Genomic DNA, 15,976 nt, shown 5'->3' with positions numbered 1-15,976 from the left:
GAAAGGCCCGCCGCCATGCGCGACCCGATTGATACCTACATGAACCTCGTCCCGATGGTGGTCGAGCAGACCAGCCGGGGCGAGCGCGCCTACGACATCTTCTCGCGCCTGCTGAAGGAGCGGATCGTGTTCGTGAACGGCCCGGTCCACGACGGGATGAGCCAGCTCGTCGTGGCGCAGCTGCTGCACCTCGAGGCCGAGAACCCGAAGAAGGAAATCTCGATGTACATCAACTCCCCGGGCGGGGTGGTGACGTCGGGGCTGTCGATCTACGACACGATGCAATACATCAAGCCCAAGGTCTCGACCCTGGTCATCGGGCAGGCGGCGTCGATGGGCTCGCTCCTCCTGACCGCCGGCGCGCCGGGGATGCGGTTCTCGCTGCCGAACAGCCGGATCATGGTCCACCAGCCCTCGGGCGGCTACCAGGGCCAGGCGACGGACATCATGATCCACGCCGAGGAGACGCTGAAGCTGAAGCGGCGGCTGAACGAGATCTACGTCAAGCACACGGGCCAGAGTCTCGAGAACGTCGAGAAGGCGCTGGAGCGCGACAACTTCATGTCGCCCGAGGAGGCCAAGGCCTGGGGCCTGATCGACCACATCCAGGAGAGCCGCGAGGGCGGATCCGACGAGGCCAAGTGACGCCTCGGGACGCCGCCGAATTTCACGTTGTGGCCCCCGCCGGGCTGCCCTATCGTTGAGCCAACGGGCAGTCCCGGAGGGGGCGGAAAAAGGCCACGGAGCCAGAGGTTGAACATGGCGAACACGTCGGGCGGCGACAGCAAGAACACCCTCTACTGCAGCTTCTGCGGCAAGTCGCAGCACGAAGTGCGCAAGCTGATCGCGGGTCCGACCGTGTTCATCTGCGACGAGTGCGTCGAGCTGTGCATGGACATCATCCGCGAGGAGACGAAGTCCGCCGGCCTGAAATCCTCGGACGGCGTGCCGGCCCCGCGCGAGATCTGCGACGTGCTGGACGACTACGTGATCGGCCAGATGCACGCCAAGCGCGTCCTGTCGGTGGCGGTCCACAATCACTACAAGCGCCTGAACCACGCGCAGAAGAGCGCGGACATCGAGCTGGCCAAGTCCAACATCCTGCTGATCGGCCCCACCGGCTGCGGCAAGACGCTGCTGGCTCAGACGCTGGCGCGCATCCTCGACGTGCCGTTCACGATGGCCGACGCCACGACGCTGACCGAGGCCGGCTATGTCGGTGAGGACGTCGAGAACATCATCCTCAAGCTGCTCCAGGCGTCGGAATACAACGTCGAGCGGGCGCAGCGCGGCATCGTCTACATCGACGAGGTCGACAAGATCACCCGCAAGTCCGACAACCCCTCGATCACCCGCGACGTCTCGGGCGAGGGCGTGCAGCAGGCGCTGCTCAAGATCATGGAAGGCACCGTGGCTTCCGTCCCCCCGCAGGGCGGGCGCAAGCATCCGCAGCAGGAATTCCTGCAGGTGGACACGACGAACATCCTGTTCATCTGCGGCGGCGCCTTCGCCGGCCTCGACAAGATCATCGCCCAGCGGGGCAAGGGCAGCGCGATGGGCTTCGGCGCCGACGTGCGCGACCCCGAGGCCCGGAACGTCGGCGAGATCTTCAAGGAGCTGGAGCCGGAGGATCTGCTGAAGTTCGGCCTCATCCCCGAGTTCGTCGGCCGCCTGCCGGTCATCGCGACGCTCGAGGATCTCGACGAGGAAGCGCTCGTCACCATCCTGACCGAACCGAAGAACGCGCTGGTCAAGCAGTACCAGCGGCTCTTCGAGATCGAGGGTGCCAAGCTGACCTTCACCGACGACGCGCTGAAGGCGATCTCGCGCCGCGCGATCGAGCGCAAGACCGGCGCCCGCGGCCTGCGGTCGATCATGGAGGACATCCTCCTCGACACGATGTTCGACCTGCCCAGCCTGTCGAACGTCAGCGAAGTCGTGGTCAACGAAGAGGCCGTGAGCCCGGACGCCGCCCCGCTCATGATCTACGCCGAGAGCCAGGGCAAGAAGGGCTCCGCCGCCTCCGCGAGCTGATCGGGGGGCGGGCCTGTCGCGTCGGATCGAAGAAGACCCGCCCCGGCCTCGAGCCGGGGCCTCCCCTCCGATGTGCGTCACCACGGCGAGGCCCTGGGTCAGGCCCGGGGCGGGGTCTCTTTCTGACGTCGGCCTTCCGTCAGCCCGGGAACGCCTGTCCGGTCCCGGCGTAGTGCGCCTCTTCCACCGCCTCCGCCCAGTCCACGGCCTTGCCGTTTTCGGCCTCCTGGATCGCGAGGTGCACCATCGCGCTGTCGGGCGCGGCGCCGTGCCAGTGCCGCTCGTCCGGGGCGAACCACACCGTGTCACCGGTCGCGATCTCGACCACCTCGCCGCCCTCGCGCTGGACCCGGCCGCGGCCGGACAGCACATGCAGCGTCTGGCCGAGCGGGTGGGTGTGCCAGTGCGTCCGGGCGCCCGGCTGGAACTCGACCACGGCCGCGCGCACGCGCGCCGGGTCCGGCGCCTCGATCACGGGCGTGATCCGCACGGCGCCGGTGAAGTAGTCGGCCGAGCCGTCCGTCGTCGGCCGCGCGCCCCTTGGGTGATGCTCCATGCCCGTCTCCTTCGTCTCCGATGCCGTGCCACCTAGCGTCGGCGCACCGCGCGGCGATAGTTCCGCCCGACGCGATTCGTCGAAGGGACCCGACATGATCATCCGCCACATCTCCACCGGCTCGCCGTTCGAGGCGAGGATCGGCTATTCCCGCGCCGTCGTCGCGGACGGCTGGGTCTTCGTCGCCGGGACCACGGGTTACGACTATGCGACGATGACCATGCCGGAGCGGGTGGAGGACCAGTGCCGCAACGCATTGGCGACCATCCGCCGGGCGCTGGAGGAGGCGGGCGCCTCTCTGAACGACGTCGTGCGCGTGCGCTACATCCTGCCCGACGCGGCGGAGTGGCCGGCCTGCTGGCCGGTCACGTCGGACGCATTCGCCACCGCCCGTCCGGCTGCGACCATGCTGGTCGCCGGCCTGCAGGAGCCCGAGATGAAGATCGAGATCGAGGCGACGGCCCGTTTGCCGCGCGGATGATCACGGCCCGGGACGACAGGGGGGACTGGACCTTTCGGCCCTGCTGCGGCAAGACGGGAGCGGATCTTGCGGAGGGGCCGATGGGTATCCTGAAAAGCGTCTTGCGGGCCTTCACCTGGTGGAACGGGCAGACGCTCAACACCCAGCTCTTCACCTGGCGCAAGGGCATGAGGGTCGGCGAGGACTCCGCCGGCAACGTGTTCTACCGCAACGCCGACGACAGCAAGCGCTGGGTCATCTACAACGGCGAGGTCGAGGGTAGCCGCGTCAGCCCCGAGTGGCACGGTTGGCTGCACCGCACCTGGGACGAACCGCCGACCGAGAAGCCGCTGGTCCACCAGCGGTGGGAGAAGCCGCACCGCGAGAACATGACCGGCACCGCGATGGCCTACGCGCCCGCCGGGTCGATCCGCCGCGCCGATCCGCTGCCGCGCGCCGACTACGAGGCGTGGAGCCCGGAATAGGCCGATGCGATCCTTCATCCTCACCCTGGCTCTTCTGGCCGCGCCCGCCGCGGCGCAGGAGACCGCGACCGCTTCCGGCGGCGTGTTCCGCGTCCTCGACAAGACGACCGGGGCCATCGTCGATGTGGAGCTCGCCAACGGCGACAGCCGCCGGGTGGGGCACCTGACGATCTACCTCGGCGAGTGCCGGTTTCCTGCGGCGAACGCGTCGGGCGATGCGTTCGAATGGCTGACGATCCTCTACCAGGACGAGCCGGACCCGGTCTTCCAGGGCTGGATGATCGCCTCGGCCCCCGCGCTGAACGCGATGGACCATCCGCGCTACGACGTCTGGGCGCTGCGCTGCACCAGCGCCTGACCGGGGCCGGGCGGCCCCGCGCGGGTCCAGTCCGCCTGCACCTCCAGAGCCTTCGCCAGACGACGACGGTATTCGCCGCGCGAGATCTCGATCGCGCCGAGGCTGGCGAGGTGGGGGGTCAGGAACTGCGTATCGAACAGGGTGAACCCGCCGCGCCGCAGCCGGTCGACGAGGTGGGCGAGGGCGACCTTCGAGGCATCGGCGGCGCGGCTGAACATGCTCTCGCCGAAGAAGGCGCCGCCGAGGGCCACGCCGTAGACGCCGCCGGCGAGACGTGTCCCCTCCCACACTTCCAGCGAATGGGCGTGGCCGAGGCCGTGGAGCTCGCCGTACAGGCGCTGGATCACCGGGTTGATCCACGTCTCCTCGCGCGCCGCGCAGCCGGCGACCACGGCGTCGAAGGCCGCGTCGGCGGTCGCGCGGAACCGCTCGCGCCGCAGGGTGCGGGCAAGACTGCGCGAGATGTGAAAGCCGCCCAAGGGGATGATCCCGCGCCGGCGCGGATCGACCCAGAAGACGTCCGGGTCGGCCCGCGTCTCGGCCATCGGGAACACGCCCGCCGCATAGGCGGCGAGCAGGTGGTCGGCGGTCAGCGCCACCATGGGCCTCACCCGCGGTAGCGGGTCTCGAGCCACGTCTCCAGCCAGTGGATGTTGTAGTCGCCGGAGTGGATTGCCGGCTCGGCCAGCAGGTCGTTGAACAGCGGCACGGTCGTGTCGACCCCGTCCACGATCAGCTCGCCCAGCGCGCGCGACAGCCGGGCCAGCGCCTCGGGGCGGTCGCGGCCGTGGACGATCAGTTTGGCGATCAGCGAATCGTAGTAGGGCGGGATGAAGTAGCCGTCGTAGAGCGCCGAATCCATCCGCACGCCGAGGCCGCCGGGCTGGTGGTACTGGGTGATCCGCCCCGGGCGCGGGGCGAATTCCGGCACCTTCTCGGCGTTGATGCGGACCTCGATCGCATGGCCGCCGATGGTGAGGTCCTCCTGCGAGAACGACAGCGGCAGGCCGGACGCCACGCGGATCTGCTCGCGCACGAGATCGACGCCGAAGATCGCCTCGGTCACCGGATGCTCGACCTGCAGGCGGGTGTTCATCTCGATGAAGTAGAACTCGCCGTCCTCGTAGAGGAACTCGATCGTGCCGGCGCCGGAATAGCCGATCTCGGCGACCGCGTTCGCGCAGATCGTGCCGATCCGGGCGCGCTCTTCCGGGGTGATCGCGGGGCCGGGGGCCTCTTCCAGCACCTTCTGATGGCGGCGCTGGAGAGAGCAGTCCCGCTCGCCCAGGTGGACCGCGCCACCCTTGCCGTCGCCGAAGACCTGGATCTCGATGTGACGCGGCTTCTCGAGGTACTTCTCGATGTAGACCTCGTCGTTGCCGAAGGCGGCCTTGGCCTCGGAGCGGGCGGTCTGGAACGCCCGCTCCATCCCGGCCTCGTCCTTGGCGACCTTCATGCCGCGGCCGCCGCCGCCGGCGGTGGCCTTGATGATGACGGGATAGCCGAACTCGGCCCCGATCGCCTTGGCCGCCGCGACGTCCGCCACGCCGCCGTCCGAGCCGGGGACGACCGGGATGCCCAGCCGCTTCGCCGTCTCCTTGGCGGTGATCTTGTCGCCCATGATGCGGATATGCTCCGCCGAGGGGCCGATGAAGGTGATGCCGTGATCCTCGACCGCCTGCACGAAGGCGGCGTTCTCGGACAGGAAGCCGTAGCCGGGGTGGATCGCCTGGGCGCCGCTGATCTCGCAGGCGGACAGGATCGCCGGGAAGGACAGGTAGGACTGGCCCGAGGGGGGCGGGCCGATGCAGATCGCCTCGTCCGCCATGCGGACATGCATCGCATCGGCGTCGGCGGTGGAGTGCACCGCGACCGTCGAAATCCCCATCTCGCGGGCGGCGCGCACGACGCGGAGCGCGATCTCGCCGCGGTTGGCGATCAGGATCTTGTCGAACATGGGGTGCCCCTCATTCGATGATCATCAGGGGGGCGCCGTACTCCACCGGGCCGCCATCTTCGACCAGGATGCGCTTGACCGTGCCCGAGCGGGGCGCGGGGATCTGGTTCATCGTCTTCATCGCCTCGATGATGAGAAGGGTGTCGCCCTCCTTCACCGTATCGCCGGTCTTGACGAAGGGCGGGGTGCCGGGCTCGGCCTGCAGGTAGGCGGTGCCGACCATGGGCGAGGTGACGGCGCCGGGGTGGCTGGCCGGGTCGGTGGCGGGGGCCGGGGCGGCCGTCGCGTGGGGCGAGGCGGGCGTCGCCGGGGCGGCCGGCAGCGCGGCGGGCGCCGGGGCGGCGGGCGCGGGGGCCTGGTGGTTGCGGCTGACGCGGACGTTCAGGCTGTCGTCCTCGCCGTATTCGCGCATCACCTCGACCTCGCTGAGGTCGTTCTCGCGCAGCAGCTCGGCCAGCGCGCGAATGAAGGCCACGTCGCTTTCGTGGGTGTCGGTCTTGCTCATCCTCTGGTCCCCTGGCCCGGTCCTGTCCCTCCGCGTCTCGACGGGGTCGGCCGGGCAGGGCGCCGGGCCGCGGTCGGAGCGGTTATCCGGCGGTTATACGCCAAGGCTGCAGCAGGGGAAAGGAGCGGCGTCAGGCGTCGGCGCGACGGGAGGCTCCGGCCTCTTCGCCATCCTCCGGCGGCCGTCGGGCGGCATCCGGCGTCGGGCCTGTGCCCTCGTCGGGGGCGCGCGGCAGCATCTGGATACCCCAGGGTTTGAGGACCCGCTCGGGCGGCCTTACCGGGGCGGGGCCGGCATCGGCCGACCCGTCGAGGAGGGCGCGGCTGACGGCGGCGACCTGCGCCGTCTGCGGGGGCAGGGCGGCCGGCACGCCGAGGGGGGCATCGGGGAGGGGGTCGCGGGCGATCGCCGCGGCGTCTGCGGCAGGGCGCAGGTCCATCGTGTGGCGGGGCACCGTCGACACGGGACCCGCAGGTGCGATCTGGTCCATGGTCGTCTCCGAGGTCTTGGTCGGCGAGAGGTCGCCGCATCCCCGAGGATACGCCCAACAAGCTGAACTAGCGACACAATTCGGCCAAGGCGGTAAACGGCCGGTCAACCGGAATCGCCGCGGCCGGCCCCGGCGTACGGGGCCGGCCGCGCGTTCAGCCCCGGTTCATCCGGTTCTCGATCAGGTCGTCCACCACCGACGGATCGGCCAGTGTCGAGGTGTCGCCGAGCGCGCCGTAGTCGTTCTCGGCGATCTTTCGCAGGATGCGGCGCATGATCTTGCCCGAGCGGGTCTTGGGCAGCCCCGGCGCCCACTGGATCAGGTCGGGCTTGGCGATCGGTCCGATCTCCTGCCGGACGAAGTCCGACAGCTCCTTGCGCAGCGCGTCCGACGGCTCCACGTCGTTCATCAGCGTGACGTAGGCGTAGATGCCCTGGCCCTTGATCTCGTGCGGGTAGCCGACGACCGCGGCCTCGGCGACCTTGGCATGGGCGACGAGGGCCGACTCGACCTCGGCCGTGCCCATCCGGTGGCCAGAGACGTTGATGACGTCGTCGACTCGGCCGGTGATCCAGTAATAGCCGTCGGCGTCCCGGCGGCAGCCGTCGCCCGAGAAGTAGTAGCCCTTGTACTGCTGGAAGTAGGTCGCCTCGAACCGCTCGTGATCGCCCCAGACGGTGCGCATCTGGCCCGGCCAGCTGTCCTTGATGGCGAGCACGCCCTCGGCCGGGTTGCCCTCGATCTCGGTCCCCTTCTCCGCCTCGAGCACCACCGGCTGCACGCCGAAGAAGGGCAGGGTGGCGCTGCCCGGCTTGGTCGGGATCGCGCCGGGGAGGGGGGTGATCATGTGGCCGCCCGTCTCGGTCTGCCACCAGGTGTCGACGATGGGCAGCGTCCCGCGGCCGACGACCTCGTTGTACCAGTTCCAGGCCTCGGGGTTGATCGGTTCGCCCACCGTGCCGAGCAGCTTCAGCGACGACAGGTCGTGCTTCGTCACCCACTCGCGGCCCTGTCCCATCAGCGCGCGGATCGCGGTGGGGGCGGTGTAGAACTGGTTCACCTTGTGCTTGGCGCAGATCTCCCAGAACCGGCCGGCGTCGGGCCAGGTCGGCACGCCCTCGAACATCAGCGTCGTCGCGCCGTTCGCGAGCGGGCCGTAGATGATGTAGCTGTGCCCGGTGACCCAGCCGACGTCCGCGCTGCACCAGAAGACGTCGCCGTCATGGTAGTCGAACGTGTACTGGTGCGTCATCGCGGCGTAGACGAGATAGCCGCCGGACGTGTGGACGACGCCCTTCGGCTTGCCGGTGGAGCCCGAGGTGTAGAGGACGAAGAGCGGGTCCTCCGCGTTCATCGGGCGCGGCGGGCAGTCGGGGGCGACCTCCTTCATCTGGGCCTTCACGTCGACGTCGCGGCCCTCGATCCAGGTCGTCTGATCGCCGGTATGCTTGACGACGAGGCAGCGGACCTTGTCCGAGCAGTGCAGCAGCGCGGCGTCGGTGTTGGACTTCAGCGCCGTCTTCTTGCCGCCCCGCGGCGCGGTGTCGGCGGTGATGACCACCTTGGCGCCGGAATCGTTGATCCGGTTGCCCAGCGCGTCGGGCGAGAAGCCGGCGAAGACGACGGAGTGGATCGCGCCGATCCGCGCGCAGGCAAGCATCGCGTAAGCCGCCTCCGGGATCATCGGCAGGTAGATCACCACGCGGTCGCCGCGCATCACCCCTTGCGCCAGCAGGACGTTCGCCATGCGGCAGACCTTCTCGTGCAGCTGGCGGTAGGTGATTTGCTGCGCCTCGCTCTTCGGATCGTCCGGCTCGAAGATGATGGCGGTCTGGTCGGCGCGGGTCGCCAGATGGCGGTCGATGCAGTTCGCAGCGACGTTGAGGACGCCGTCTTCATACCACTTGATCGAGACGTTGCCGAAGTCGAACGAGGTGTTCTTCACCTTCGTGTAGGGCTCGATCCAGTCGATCCGCTTGCCGTGTTCGCCCCAGAATGCATCGGGGTCGGCGACCGAGGCGGCGTACATCTCGTCGTACTTCGCCCGGTCGGCGTGGGCCGACTTGGCCAGTTCGGGGGCGGGGTCGTGCATGTCCTTCATCGGATCCTCCCAATCTGTCCGCCACGGGCGGACGGGCGCGGCGGGCGATGGCCCGGCCGGCGCCGTTCTTCCAAATCCAGGGTGCCGGACGGCCGCGTCAGATCGCGAGATACCGCGCCCGGAGCGCCTCGTCGTCCAGCACCTCCTGCGCCGAACCATCGAACACGACGGAGCCGGTGTCGAGGATCACGGCGCGGTCGGCGAGCTTCAGCGCGGCGACGGCGTTCTGCTCCACGATGATCGTGGTGATGCCCTGGTCGCGGATGATGGCCAGCGTCTTGGCGATCTCCTGCACGATGACCGGCGCCAGCCCCTCGTAGGGTTCGTCCAGCAGCAGCACCTTGATGTCCCGGGCCAGCGCGCGGGCGATGGCGAGCATCTGCTGCTCGCCGCCCGACAGGGTCGTGCCCTCCTGGGCCCGCCGCTCGCCGAGGCGGGGGAACAGCTCGTAGATCCGCTCCAGCGACCAGCCGATGGGCGGCTGGATTTGCGCCAGGCGCAGGTTCTCCTCCACCGTTAGGCCGGCGATGATGCGGCGGTCCTCGGGCACCAGCGCAATGCCGTTCTGCGCCGCCTGGTGGCTGCGCATCGTGTGCAGCGGTTTGTGGTCGAGCCAGATCTCGCCGTGCTTCAGCGAAGGATTGTCGAGCCGCGCGATGGTCCGCAGGGTCGAGGTCTTGCCGGCGCCGTTGCGGCCGAGCAGGGCGAGGATCTCGCCCTCGTGGATGTCAAACGACACCCCCTGCACGATGTAGCTTTCGCCGTAGTAGGCCTGGATGTCCCAGACCGACAGGAACTTGGCCGAGGTGCCGGCCATGTTGCGGTTCTTGTCGAACTTGCCCTCGGGGCGGATCGCTTCGATGTGGCTCATCTCTTCCGTCCTCAGACCTGCGCCTCGCCGAGGTACGCCTCGCGCACCTTCGGGTGGCCCTTGATGTTGTCGGGCGTGTCCTCGATCAGCGGCGTCCCCTGCGCCAGCACCGTGATCCGCTCGGCCAGCGAGAAGACGACGTGCATGTCGTGCTCGATGATGCACATCGTGATGGGGCGCTTGTCCTTGATCTCCTTCAGCAGGTCGATCGTGTTGTTGGTGTCGGCGCGCGCCATGCCGGCGGTCGGCTCGTCCAGCAGCAGCAGCTTGGGCTCCTGCACCAGGCACATCGCCATCTCCAGCCGCCGCTTGTCGCCGCGGCTGAGGCTGCCGGCATGGGCGTGCGCCTTGTCCAGCATGTTCACGTCCGCCAGCATCGTCTCGGCCTGGCCGAGGATGTCGCCCTCGCGGGCGACGCTCTCGAACGCGTGCATGCGGAAGGCGCCGTCGCGGCGGGCGAAGCACGGGATCATCACGTTCTCCAGCACCGTCAGATCAGCGAAGATCTCGGGGGTCTGGAACACGCGGGAGATGCCCATCTGGTTGATCTCGTGCGGCTTGCGACCCAGCACCGACTTGCCGTCGAACATGACCGAGCCCGAGTCCGGGATCAGCTTGCCGACGAGGACGTTCAGCAGCGTCGACTTGCCCGCGCCGTTCGGCCCGATGATCGCGTGGACCGTATGCTCGGCCACGCTGAGGTTGACGTCGCCCAGCGCCTGCAGGCCGCCGAAGCGCTTGTTCACGCCCTTGACTTCGAGGATGCCCATCTCGCGCTCTCCTTACTCGGCCGGGGTGCGGCGCTGTTCGGCCGCCTGCGCCTCGGCGCCGCCGGCCTTGCGGTCGCGGCGGCGGAACAGCCGCCCGACCCGCTGCCCGCCCTCGACCAGCCCACCGGGCAGGAAGATGACGACGGCCATGAACATCAGGCCCAGCGTCAGGTGCCAGCCCTTGCCGATGAAGGGATGGATGATGGTGACGAGGAAATCCTCCAGCCCGTCGGGCAGGGCGGCGAACCACTGGTGCAGGACCGCGTCGTTGATCTTCGAGAAGATGTTCTCGAAATACTTGATCATGCCGGCGCCGAGGATCGGCCCGATCAGGGTGCCGGCGCCGCCGAGGATGGTCATCAGGACGACTTCTCCGCTCGCCGTCCACTGCATCCTCTCGGCCCCGGCGAGCGGGTCCATGCAGGCCAGCAGGCCGCCGGCGAGGCCGGCATACATGCCCGAGATCACGAACGCGGCGAGGGTATAGGGCCGGGTATTGAGGCCGGTGTAGTTCATCCGCTGCTGGTTCGACTTCACCGCCCGCAGCATCATCCCGAAGGGCGAGCGGAAGATGCGGATCGCGAGGTAGAACGAGATCAGCATCACGACGGCGCAGAAGTAGAAGCCGACGCCGAAGGTGAAGTCCCAGGCGCCGAGGCCGAGGCTCGCCGTGTCGCGCATCTCCATCCCGAACAACTCGGTCACCGGCAGCGACGTGGGCCGCCCGCCGCCGTCCAGGACGCGCGGGTCGTCCAGCGTCAGCTGCAGCCCGGTCTCGCCGTTGGTCAGCGGGGTGAGGACCGAGTAGGCCAGCGCGTAGGCCATCTGCGCGAAGGCCAGCGTCAGGATCGAGAAGTAGATGCCGGACCGCCGCAGCGAGATGTAGCCGATGACGAGGGCGAAGAGCCCCGCGACGATCACCGACAGGATCAGCGCCGGGATCACGTTCATGCTGAGCAGCTTGAACATCCAGACCGCGGAGTAGGAGCCGAGGCCGAGGAACGCGGCGTGGCCGAAGGACAGGTAGCCGGTCAGACCGAACAGGATGTTGAAGCCGATCGCGAAGATTCCGTAGATCACGAACCGCTGCATCAGGTCGGGATAGCCGGCGTTGAACTGCGCCAGGCCCGATCCGGTGGGGAAGGGGTTCAGGATGAACGGCGCCAGCAGCGTGATCGCCGCCACGGCCAGGAACAGGGTGAAGTCTTTCTTGCCGAGACCCAGCATGGATTACTCCTCCATCACGCCCTTGCGGCCCATCAGGCCACGCGGCCGGAGGAGCAGGATGGCGATGGCGACGAGGTAGATGATGATCTGGTCGATGCCGGGCAGCAGCGATTTCACCGCGTTCATCGAGGCGAAGCTCTGCAGGATCCCGAGAAGGAACCCGGCCAGCACCGCACCCGGGAGCGAGCCCATGCCGCCGACGACGACCACGACGAAGCTGAGGACGAGGAAGTCCATGCCCATGTGGTAGTTGGGGCTGAGGATCGGCGTGTACATCACGCCCGCCAGCCCCGCGACCGCCGCGGCGATCCCGAACATCAGCGTGAAGCGGCGGTCGATGTCGATCCCGAGGAGGCCCACCGTCTCGCGGTCGGCCATGCCGGCGCGCACCACCATCCCGAAGGTTGTGAACTGCAGGAAGGCGAACACGCCGGCGATGATGAGTGCCGAGAAGAAGAAGTAGACCAGCCGCCACACCGGATAGATGATCGAGCCAGCCTGGAACCCCAGCCACTGTCCGAAATCGACCGAGCCGCGGAATGCGTCGGGCGCCGGGGTCGGGATCGGGTTGGCGCCGTAGATCGCCTTGATGATCTCCTGCAGCACGATGGCGAGGCCGAAGGTCACGAGGATCTGGTCCGCGTGGGGGCGCTTGTAGAAGTGCCGGATCAGGCCGCGCTCCATCACGAGGCCGATCAGCAGCATCACCGGGATTGCCAGCAGGATCGACAGCGGCACCGCCCAGTCGATGATGCTGGCGCCCAGCGCCTCGCCGAAGATGTCCTGCACGTAGGGCACGTCGACCTGCAGCGGGTTGCCGAGAAAGTCGGTGCGCGTCGGGTCCTCGACCTGGTGGCTCATCCCCAGAAGGGCGTTCAGCGTGACGGCGCAGAAGGCGCCGATCATGAACAGCGCGCCGTGGGCGAAGTTCACGACCCCGAGGGTGCCGAAGATCAGCGTGAGGCCCAGCGCGATCAGCGCGTAGGCCGAGCCCTTGTCGAGCCCGTTCAGGATTTGAAGGATGATGGCGTCCATGGCCCCGGGCGTCCTTGCGATGGGAAGCGGGAGGTTCCCGGCGCGCGGCCGGGAGCAAGGGCGGGACGGGGGCTATGCCCCGTCCCGCGGTCCGGGCGTCAGGCGCCCGGGTTGCACTCGCCGAGATCGCCGCCGGCGAACTGCGGGTGGTCGGGCTCGTACCACACCTGCTCGACCGGAGTGACCTCGACGATCTCGAGGTTGTCGTAGGGCGTGGTCGGGTTCTCGGCCCCGCGCACGACCAGCACGTCCTTGAAGCACTGGTGGTCCGCCGCGCGGTAGAGCGTCGGGCCGTTGCCCATGCCGTCGAACAGGAAGCCCTCGTTCGACGCCGAGTCGATCCCCTCGAGGCTGCCGCTGCCGCCGGTCCGTCCCTCCAGCGCCTCGACCACCGCGCAGGGGTTGAAGCTGCCGGCCCGCGTGACCGCGTCGGCATAGAGCAGGGTCTGCACGTAGCAGGTGTGCGCCGCGTTCGACGGCGGGAAGCCGTACTTCTCGCCGAACGAGCGGGTGAAGGCCTGCGTGCCCGCGTCCTGCAACTGCCAGTTCCAGTTCATCGAGCCGTAGATGCCCTTGATCGCCTCGCCGGCGCCCGCGGCCATCAGCTCGGAGTAGAGCGGCACGACGATCTCGAAGTTCTTGCCGTTGACCTGACGGTCGCGCAGGCCGAACTGCACCGCCTGGGTCAGCGAGTTCACCATGTCCCCGCCGTAGTGGTTCAGGATCAGCACGTCGGCGCCCGACTGCAGGACCGGCGTGATGTAGGACGAGAAGTCGCCCGCGCCGACCGGGGTCAGCACGGTGTTTGCGGTCTCCCAGCCCAGCGCCTCGGTCGCGGCCTTGATCGACTCCTCCTGGGTCCAGCCCCAGGTGTAGTCGGCGGTCAGGTGATAGGCGCGGCGGTCGGTGCCGTACTGCTCGGCCAGAATCGGCGGCAGCGCCGCGCCCGACATGTAGGCGTTGAAGAAGTGGCGGAAGCCGTTGGCCTTCTTGTCCTTGCCGGTCGTGTCGTTGGAGTGCGTCAGGCCGGCCATGAAGATGACGCCGGCCTCCTGGCAGAGCGCCTGCACCGCGATCGCGGGACCGGACGACGAGCCGCCCGAGATCATGATCGCGCCGTCCTTCTGGATCATCGACTGCGCCGAGGCGCGGGCGACGTCGGACTTGGTCTGGGTGTCGCCGGTGACGTAGTCGACCCGCTTGCCGAGGATGCCGGTGCCGTCGAGGTTCTGCTCGGAGAAGGTCTGCAGCATGCCGCCGTCGCCTTCGCCGTTCAGGTGCTCCACCGCCAGCTGGAACGCGCGCAGCTCGTCCGCGCCCTCGTCGGCGTAGGCGCCGGTCTGCGGCACGTTGAAGCCGAGAATGACGGTGTCGCCCGTCGGCGCATTGGTGAATCCGCTCTCCTGCGCGCGCAGGTACGTCGGCAGGGCGAGGCCTGCGCCGGCGACGGCGCCGGACTTGAGCACGCCACGCCGCGTGAAGTGTCTGGACATCGATATCCTCCCAGTCGGTTTGTCGCGCCTCGCCCCGGACCTCCTCGTCCCGAGCAGGGCACGCGCACGCTTGTCGTGTGCGGGGGCCAGTATCGGCGGGATCGTAAAGCGCTCAACAAGGGTCTCGGAACGCTCGCCTTTTTTGTAAAGACTTCGACAGGCTCGCGCGTTAATCTGCAAACGATTTTTCCCGCGGGCGCAGAAAGCCCTTGGAAACGCACGAGGAATCTCCGATGGCCCGCAGCGCGCTCGCCGGCAGCCGGATCCGGGCCCGTCGGCTCGACCGCGGTCTCGCCCAGGCTGACCTCGCCCGCGCCGCCGGCATCTCGGCCAGCTACCTCAACCTCATCGAGCACAACCGCCGCAGAATCGGCGGCCGCCTCCTGAACCGCATCGCGGCCGAGCTGGAGGTGGAGCCCGCGGTGCTCAGCCAGGGCGCCGGCCGACCGCTCCTCGACCAGCTCGCCGCCGCGGCGGCCGCGCCGGGCAGCGAGGCCGAGGAGGATCGCGCCGAGGCCTTCGCCGAAGCCTTCCCGGGCTGGGCCGCGCTCGTCGCGCGTCAGGCGGCGCGGGTGGGCGAGCTGGAGGGCCGCGTTGCGGCGCTGACAGACCGGCTCGCCCACGACCCGCGCCTCGCCACCTCGCTGCACGAGCTGATCTCGGCCGTGACGTCGATCCGGTCGACGGCGTCCATCCTCGTCGGCGCGGACGACCTCGACCGGGACTGGCAGGAGCGGTTCCACCGCAACATCCACGACGATTCCCTGCGCCTCGCCGACGCCTCGCGCGAGCTGGCGCGGCGGCTGGAGCCGGTGGAGGGCGCTGCGGCCAGCCCGGCGGAGGCGCTGGCGCAGTTCCTCGACCGGACGGACCACCACGTGGCCGCGCTCGAGGGGCCGGAGCCTGCGGCGACACCGGCGGAGGTCGCGGCCGGGGTGCCGGGGATCGGACCGCCGGCGGCGCAGCGGCTGGCGACGGCGTGGCTCTCCCGGTATGCGGCGGACGCGCGGGCGCTGCCCCTGACGGAGTTCGGCGCGGCGGCGCGGGAGACGGGGTACGATCCGGCGGCTCTCGCCCGGCGCTTCGGCGCGCCGCTTGCCGCCGTCCTTCGCCGCCTTGCCGCGCTGCCGCCGGGAGAGGGCCATCCGCCCACCGGCCTTGCGGTCTGCGACGGCGCCGGGGCGCTGCTGCAGCTCAAGACCGCGCCGGGTTTCGTCCTGCCGCGGGCCGGGCCGGGCTGTCCGCTCTGGCCGCTCTACCAGGCGCTCGGCCAGCCGGGCCGGGCGATCCGCGCGGCGGTGGCGCTGCCCGGCGACGCGCCCCGCCTCCTCGTCTACGCGGTGGCCGAGCCCGTGGCGCCCGCCGCCTTCGGCGGGCCCGTCCTGACCGAGGCCGTGATGCTGGTGCTGACCGATCCGCCGCCCGGCCTCGACCCGCCGGCTCCGGTCGGCATCGCCTGCCGCATCTGCCCCCGCCGCCGCTGCCCCGCGCGCCGCGAGCCGAGCGTCCTGCCCGAGGACGACGGCGAGGCGCGGGGTCACGCGCTTTGACAAGCCGCGCGCTTTGCCCCGATAACATCGTTGCGCGGGCGCGCGGCCGGGAGGGGCCGCGTCCCGCTGCGCGCGCGGGGGAGG

At 69.4% G+C, this 15,976-nt stretch carries 17 protein-coding genes; 6 read left to right on the top strand and 11 right to left on the bottom strand.

Going from position 1 to position 15,976, the window contains the following annotated elements; genetic code table 11:
- Positions 1–15: 15 nt before the first annotated feature.
- Together A37W_RS0102595 and clpX are read left to right on the top strand one after the other, a co-directional pair.
- Complete coding sequence (locus A37W_RS0102595) at positions 16–645, top strand: ATP-dependent Clp protease proteolytic subunit (RefSeq protein WP_018301465.1); 630 nt, start codon at positions 16–18, stop codon at positions 643–645.
- A 114-nt stretch (positions 646–759) separates the two neighbouring features.
- Entirely contained in the window at positions 760–2,034 is a 1,275-nt protein-coding gene (clpX, locus tag A37W_RS0102590) for an ATP-dependent Clp protease ATP-binding subunit ClpX (protein WP_018301464.1), read from the top strand.
- Positions 2,035–2,173: 139 nt separating this feature from the next.
- On the opposite strand, the gene A37W_RS0102585 is transcribed toward clpX, so the two are convergent.
- Positions 2,174–2,590 (bottom strand): (R)-mandelonitrile lyase, encoded by a 417-nt coding sequence (locus tag A37W_RS0102585; protein WP_018301463.1) that lies wholly within the window; start codon positions 2,588–2,590, stop codon positions 2,174–2,176.
- Positions 2,591–2,684: 94 nt separating this feature from the next.
- On the opposite strand from A37W_RS0102585, the gene A37W_RS0102580 reads away from it, so the two are divergent.
- The 3 genes from A37W_RS0102580 (at position 2,685) to A37W_RS0102570 (ending at position 3,893) form a co-directional block, all read left to right on the top strand.
- Entirely contained in the window at positions 2,685–3,071 is a 387-nt protein-coding gene (locus A37W_RS0102580; RefSeq protein ID WP_018301462.1) for a RidA family protein, read from the top strand.
- An 80-nt stretch (positions 3,072–3,151) separates the two neighbouring features.
- Positions 3,152–3,535, top strand: a complete 384-nt coding sequence (locus tag A37W_RS0102575) for an NADH:ubiquinone oxidoreductase subunit NDUFA12 (RefSeq protein WP_018301461.1) — start codon at positions 3,152–3,154, stop codon at positions 3,533–3,535.
- 4 nt (positions 3,536–3,539) lie between these two features.
- Positions 3,540–3,893, top strand: coding sequence for a DUF2155 domain-containing protein (locus A37W_RS0102570; protein WP_018301460.1), 354 nt, complete (start codon positions 3,540–3,542; stop codon positions 3,891–3,893).
- Here the strand turns inward: A37W_RS0102570 and aat are convergent.
- The 10 genes from aat to A37W_RS0102520 all read right to left on the bottom strand — a co-directional run bounded on the left by aat (position 3,857) and on the right by A37W_RS0102520 (position 14,342).
- On the bottom strand, positions 3,857–4,495 hold the full coding sequence (aat, locus tag A37W_RS0102565; protein ID WP_018301459.1) for a leucyl/phenylalanyl-tRNA--protein transferase: 639 nt from the start codon (positions 4,493–4,495) through the stop codon (positions 3,857–3,859). The genes A37W_RS0102570 and aat overlap by 37 nt on opposite strands.
- A gap of 5 nt (positions 4,496–4,500) precedes the next feature.
- The gene (accC, locus tag A37W_RS0102560; protein WP_018301458.1) at positions 4,501–5,850 is read right to left on the bottom strand and encodes an acetyl-CoA carboxylase biotin carboxylase subunit; all 1,350 of its coding nucleotides are present in this window, start codon (positions 5,848–5,850) and stop codon (positions 4,501–4,503) included.
- A gap of 10 nt (positions 5,851–5,860) precedes the next feature.
- Entirely contained in the window at positions 5,861–6,355 is a 495-nt protein-coding gene (accB, locus tag A37W_RS0102555; RefSeq protein WP_018301457.1) for an acetyl-CoA carboxylase biotin carboxyl carrier protein, read from the bottom strand.
- Positions 6,356–6,485: 130 nt separating this feature from the next.
- The gene (locus A37W_RS20790) at positions 6,486–6,845 is read right to left on the bottom strand and encodes a hypothetical protein (RefSeq protein WP_018301456.1); all 360 of its coding nucleotides are present in this window, start codon (positions 6,843–6,845) and stop codon (positions 6,486–6,488) included.
- Between the two features lie 154 nt (positions 6,846–6,999).
- On the bottom strand, positions 7,000–8,937 hold the full coding sequence (gene acs / locus A37W_RS0102545; protein ID WP_373286044.1) for an acetate--CoA ligase: 1,938 nt from the start codon (positions 8,935–8,937) through the stop codon (positions 7,000–7,002).
- Positions 8,938–9,043: 106 nt separating this feature from the next.
- Positions 9,044–9,817: an ABC transporter ATP-binding protein gene (locus A37W_RS0102540; RefSeq protein WP_018301454.1), complete on the bottom strand. Its 774-nt coding sequence runs from the start codon at positions 9,815–9,817 to the stop codon at positions 9,044–9,046.
- An 11-nt stretch (positions 9,818–9,828) separates the two neighbouring features.
- Positions 9,829–10,587, bottom strand: coding sequence for an ABC transporter ATP-binding protein (locus A37W_RS0102535; protein WP_018301453.1), 759 nt, complete (start codon positions 10,585–10,587; stop codon positions 9,829–9,831).
- Positions 10,588–10,599: 12 nt separating this feature from the next.
- Positions 10,600–11,814 (bottom strand): branched-chain amino acid ABC transporter permease, encoded by a 1,215-nt coding sequence (locus A37W_RS0102530; RefSeq protein ID WP_018301452.1) that lies wholly within the window; start codon positions 11,812–11,814, stop codon positions 10,600–10,602.
- A 3-nt stretch (positions 11,815–11,817) separates the two neighbouring features.
- On the bottom strand, positions 11,818–12,849 hold the full coding sequence (locus A37W_RS0102525; RefSeq protein ID WP_018301451.1) for a branched-chain amino acid ABC transporter permease: 1,032 nt from the start codon (positions 12,847–12,849) through the stop codon (positions 11,818–11,820).
- Between the two features lie 98 nt (positions 12,850–12,947).
- On the bottom strand, positions 12,948–14,342 hold the full coding sequence (locus A37W_RS0102520) for a substrate-binding protein (protein ID WP_026198244.1): 1,395 nt from the start codon (positions 14,340–14,342) through the stop codon (positions 12,948–12,950).
- Between the two features lie 233 nt (positions 14,343–14,575).
- Between A37W_RS0102520 and A37W_RS0102515 the strand changes: the two genes are divergently transcribed.
- Positions 14,576–15,892: a helix-turn-helix transcriptional regulator gene (locus A37W_RS0102515; RefSeq protein WP_018301449.1), complete on the top strand. Its 1,317-nt coding sequence runs from the start codon at positions 14,576–14,578 to the stop codon at positions 15,890–15,892.
- Positions 15,893–15,976: the final 84 nt, after the last annotated feature.

It is taken from the genome of Wenxinia marina DSM 24838, from assembly GCF_000379485.1.
Taxonomy (GTDB): Bacteria; Pseudomonadota; Alphaproteobacteria; order Rhodobacterales; family Rhodobacteraceae; genus Wenxinia; species Wenxinia marina.
The sequence above is the reverse complement of the archived record's forward strand: the minus strand, read 5'-3'. Positions and strand labels throughout refer to the sequence as shown.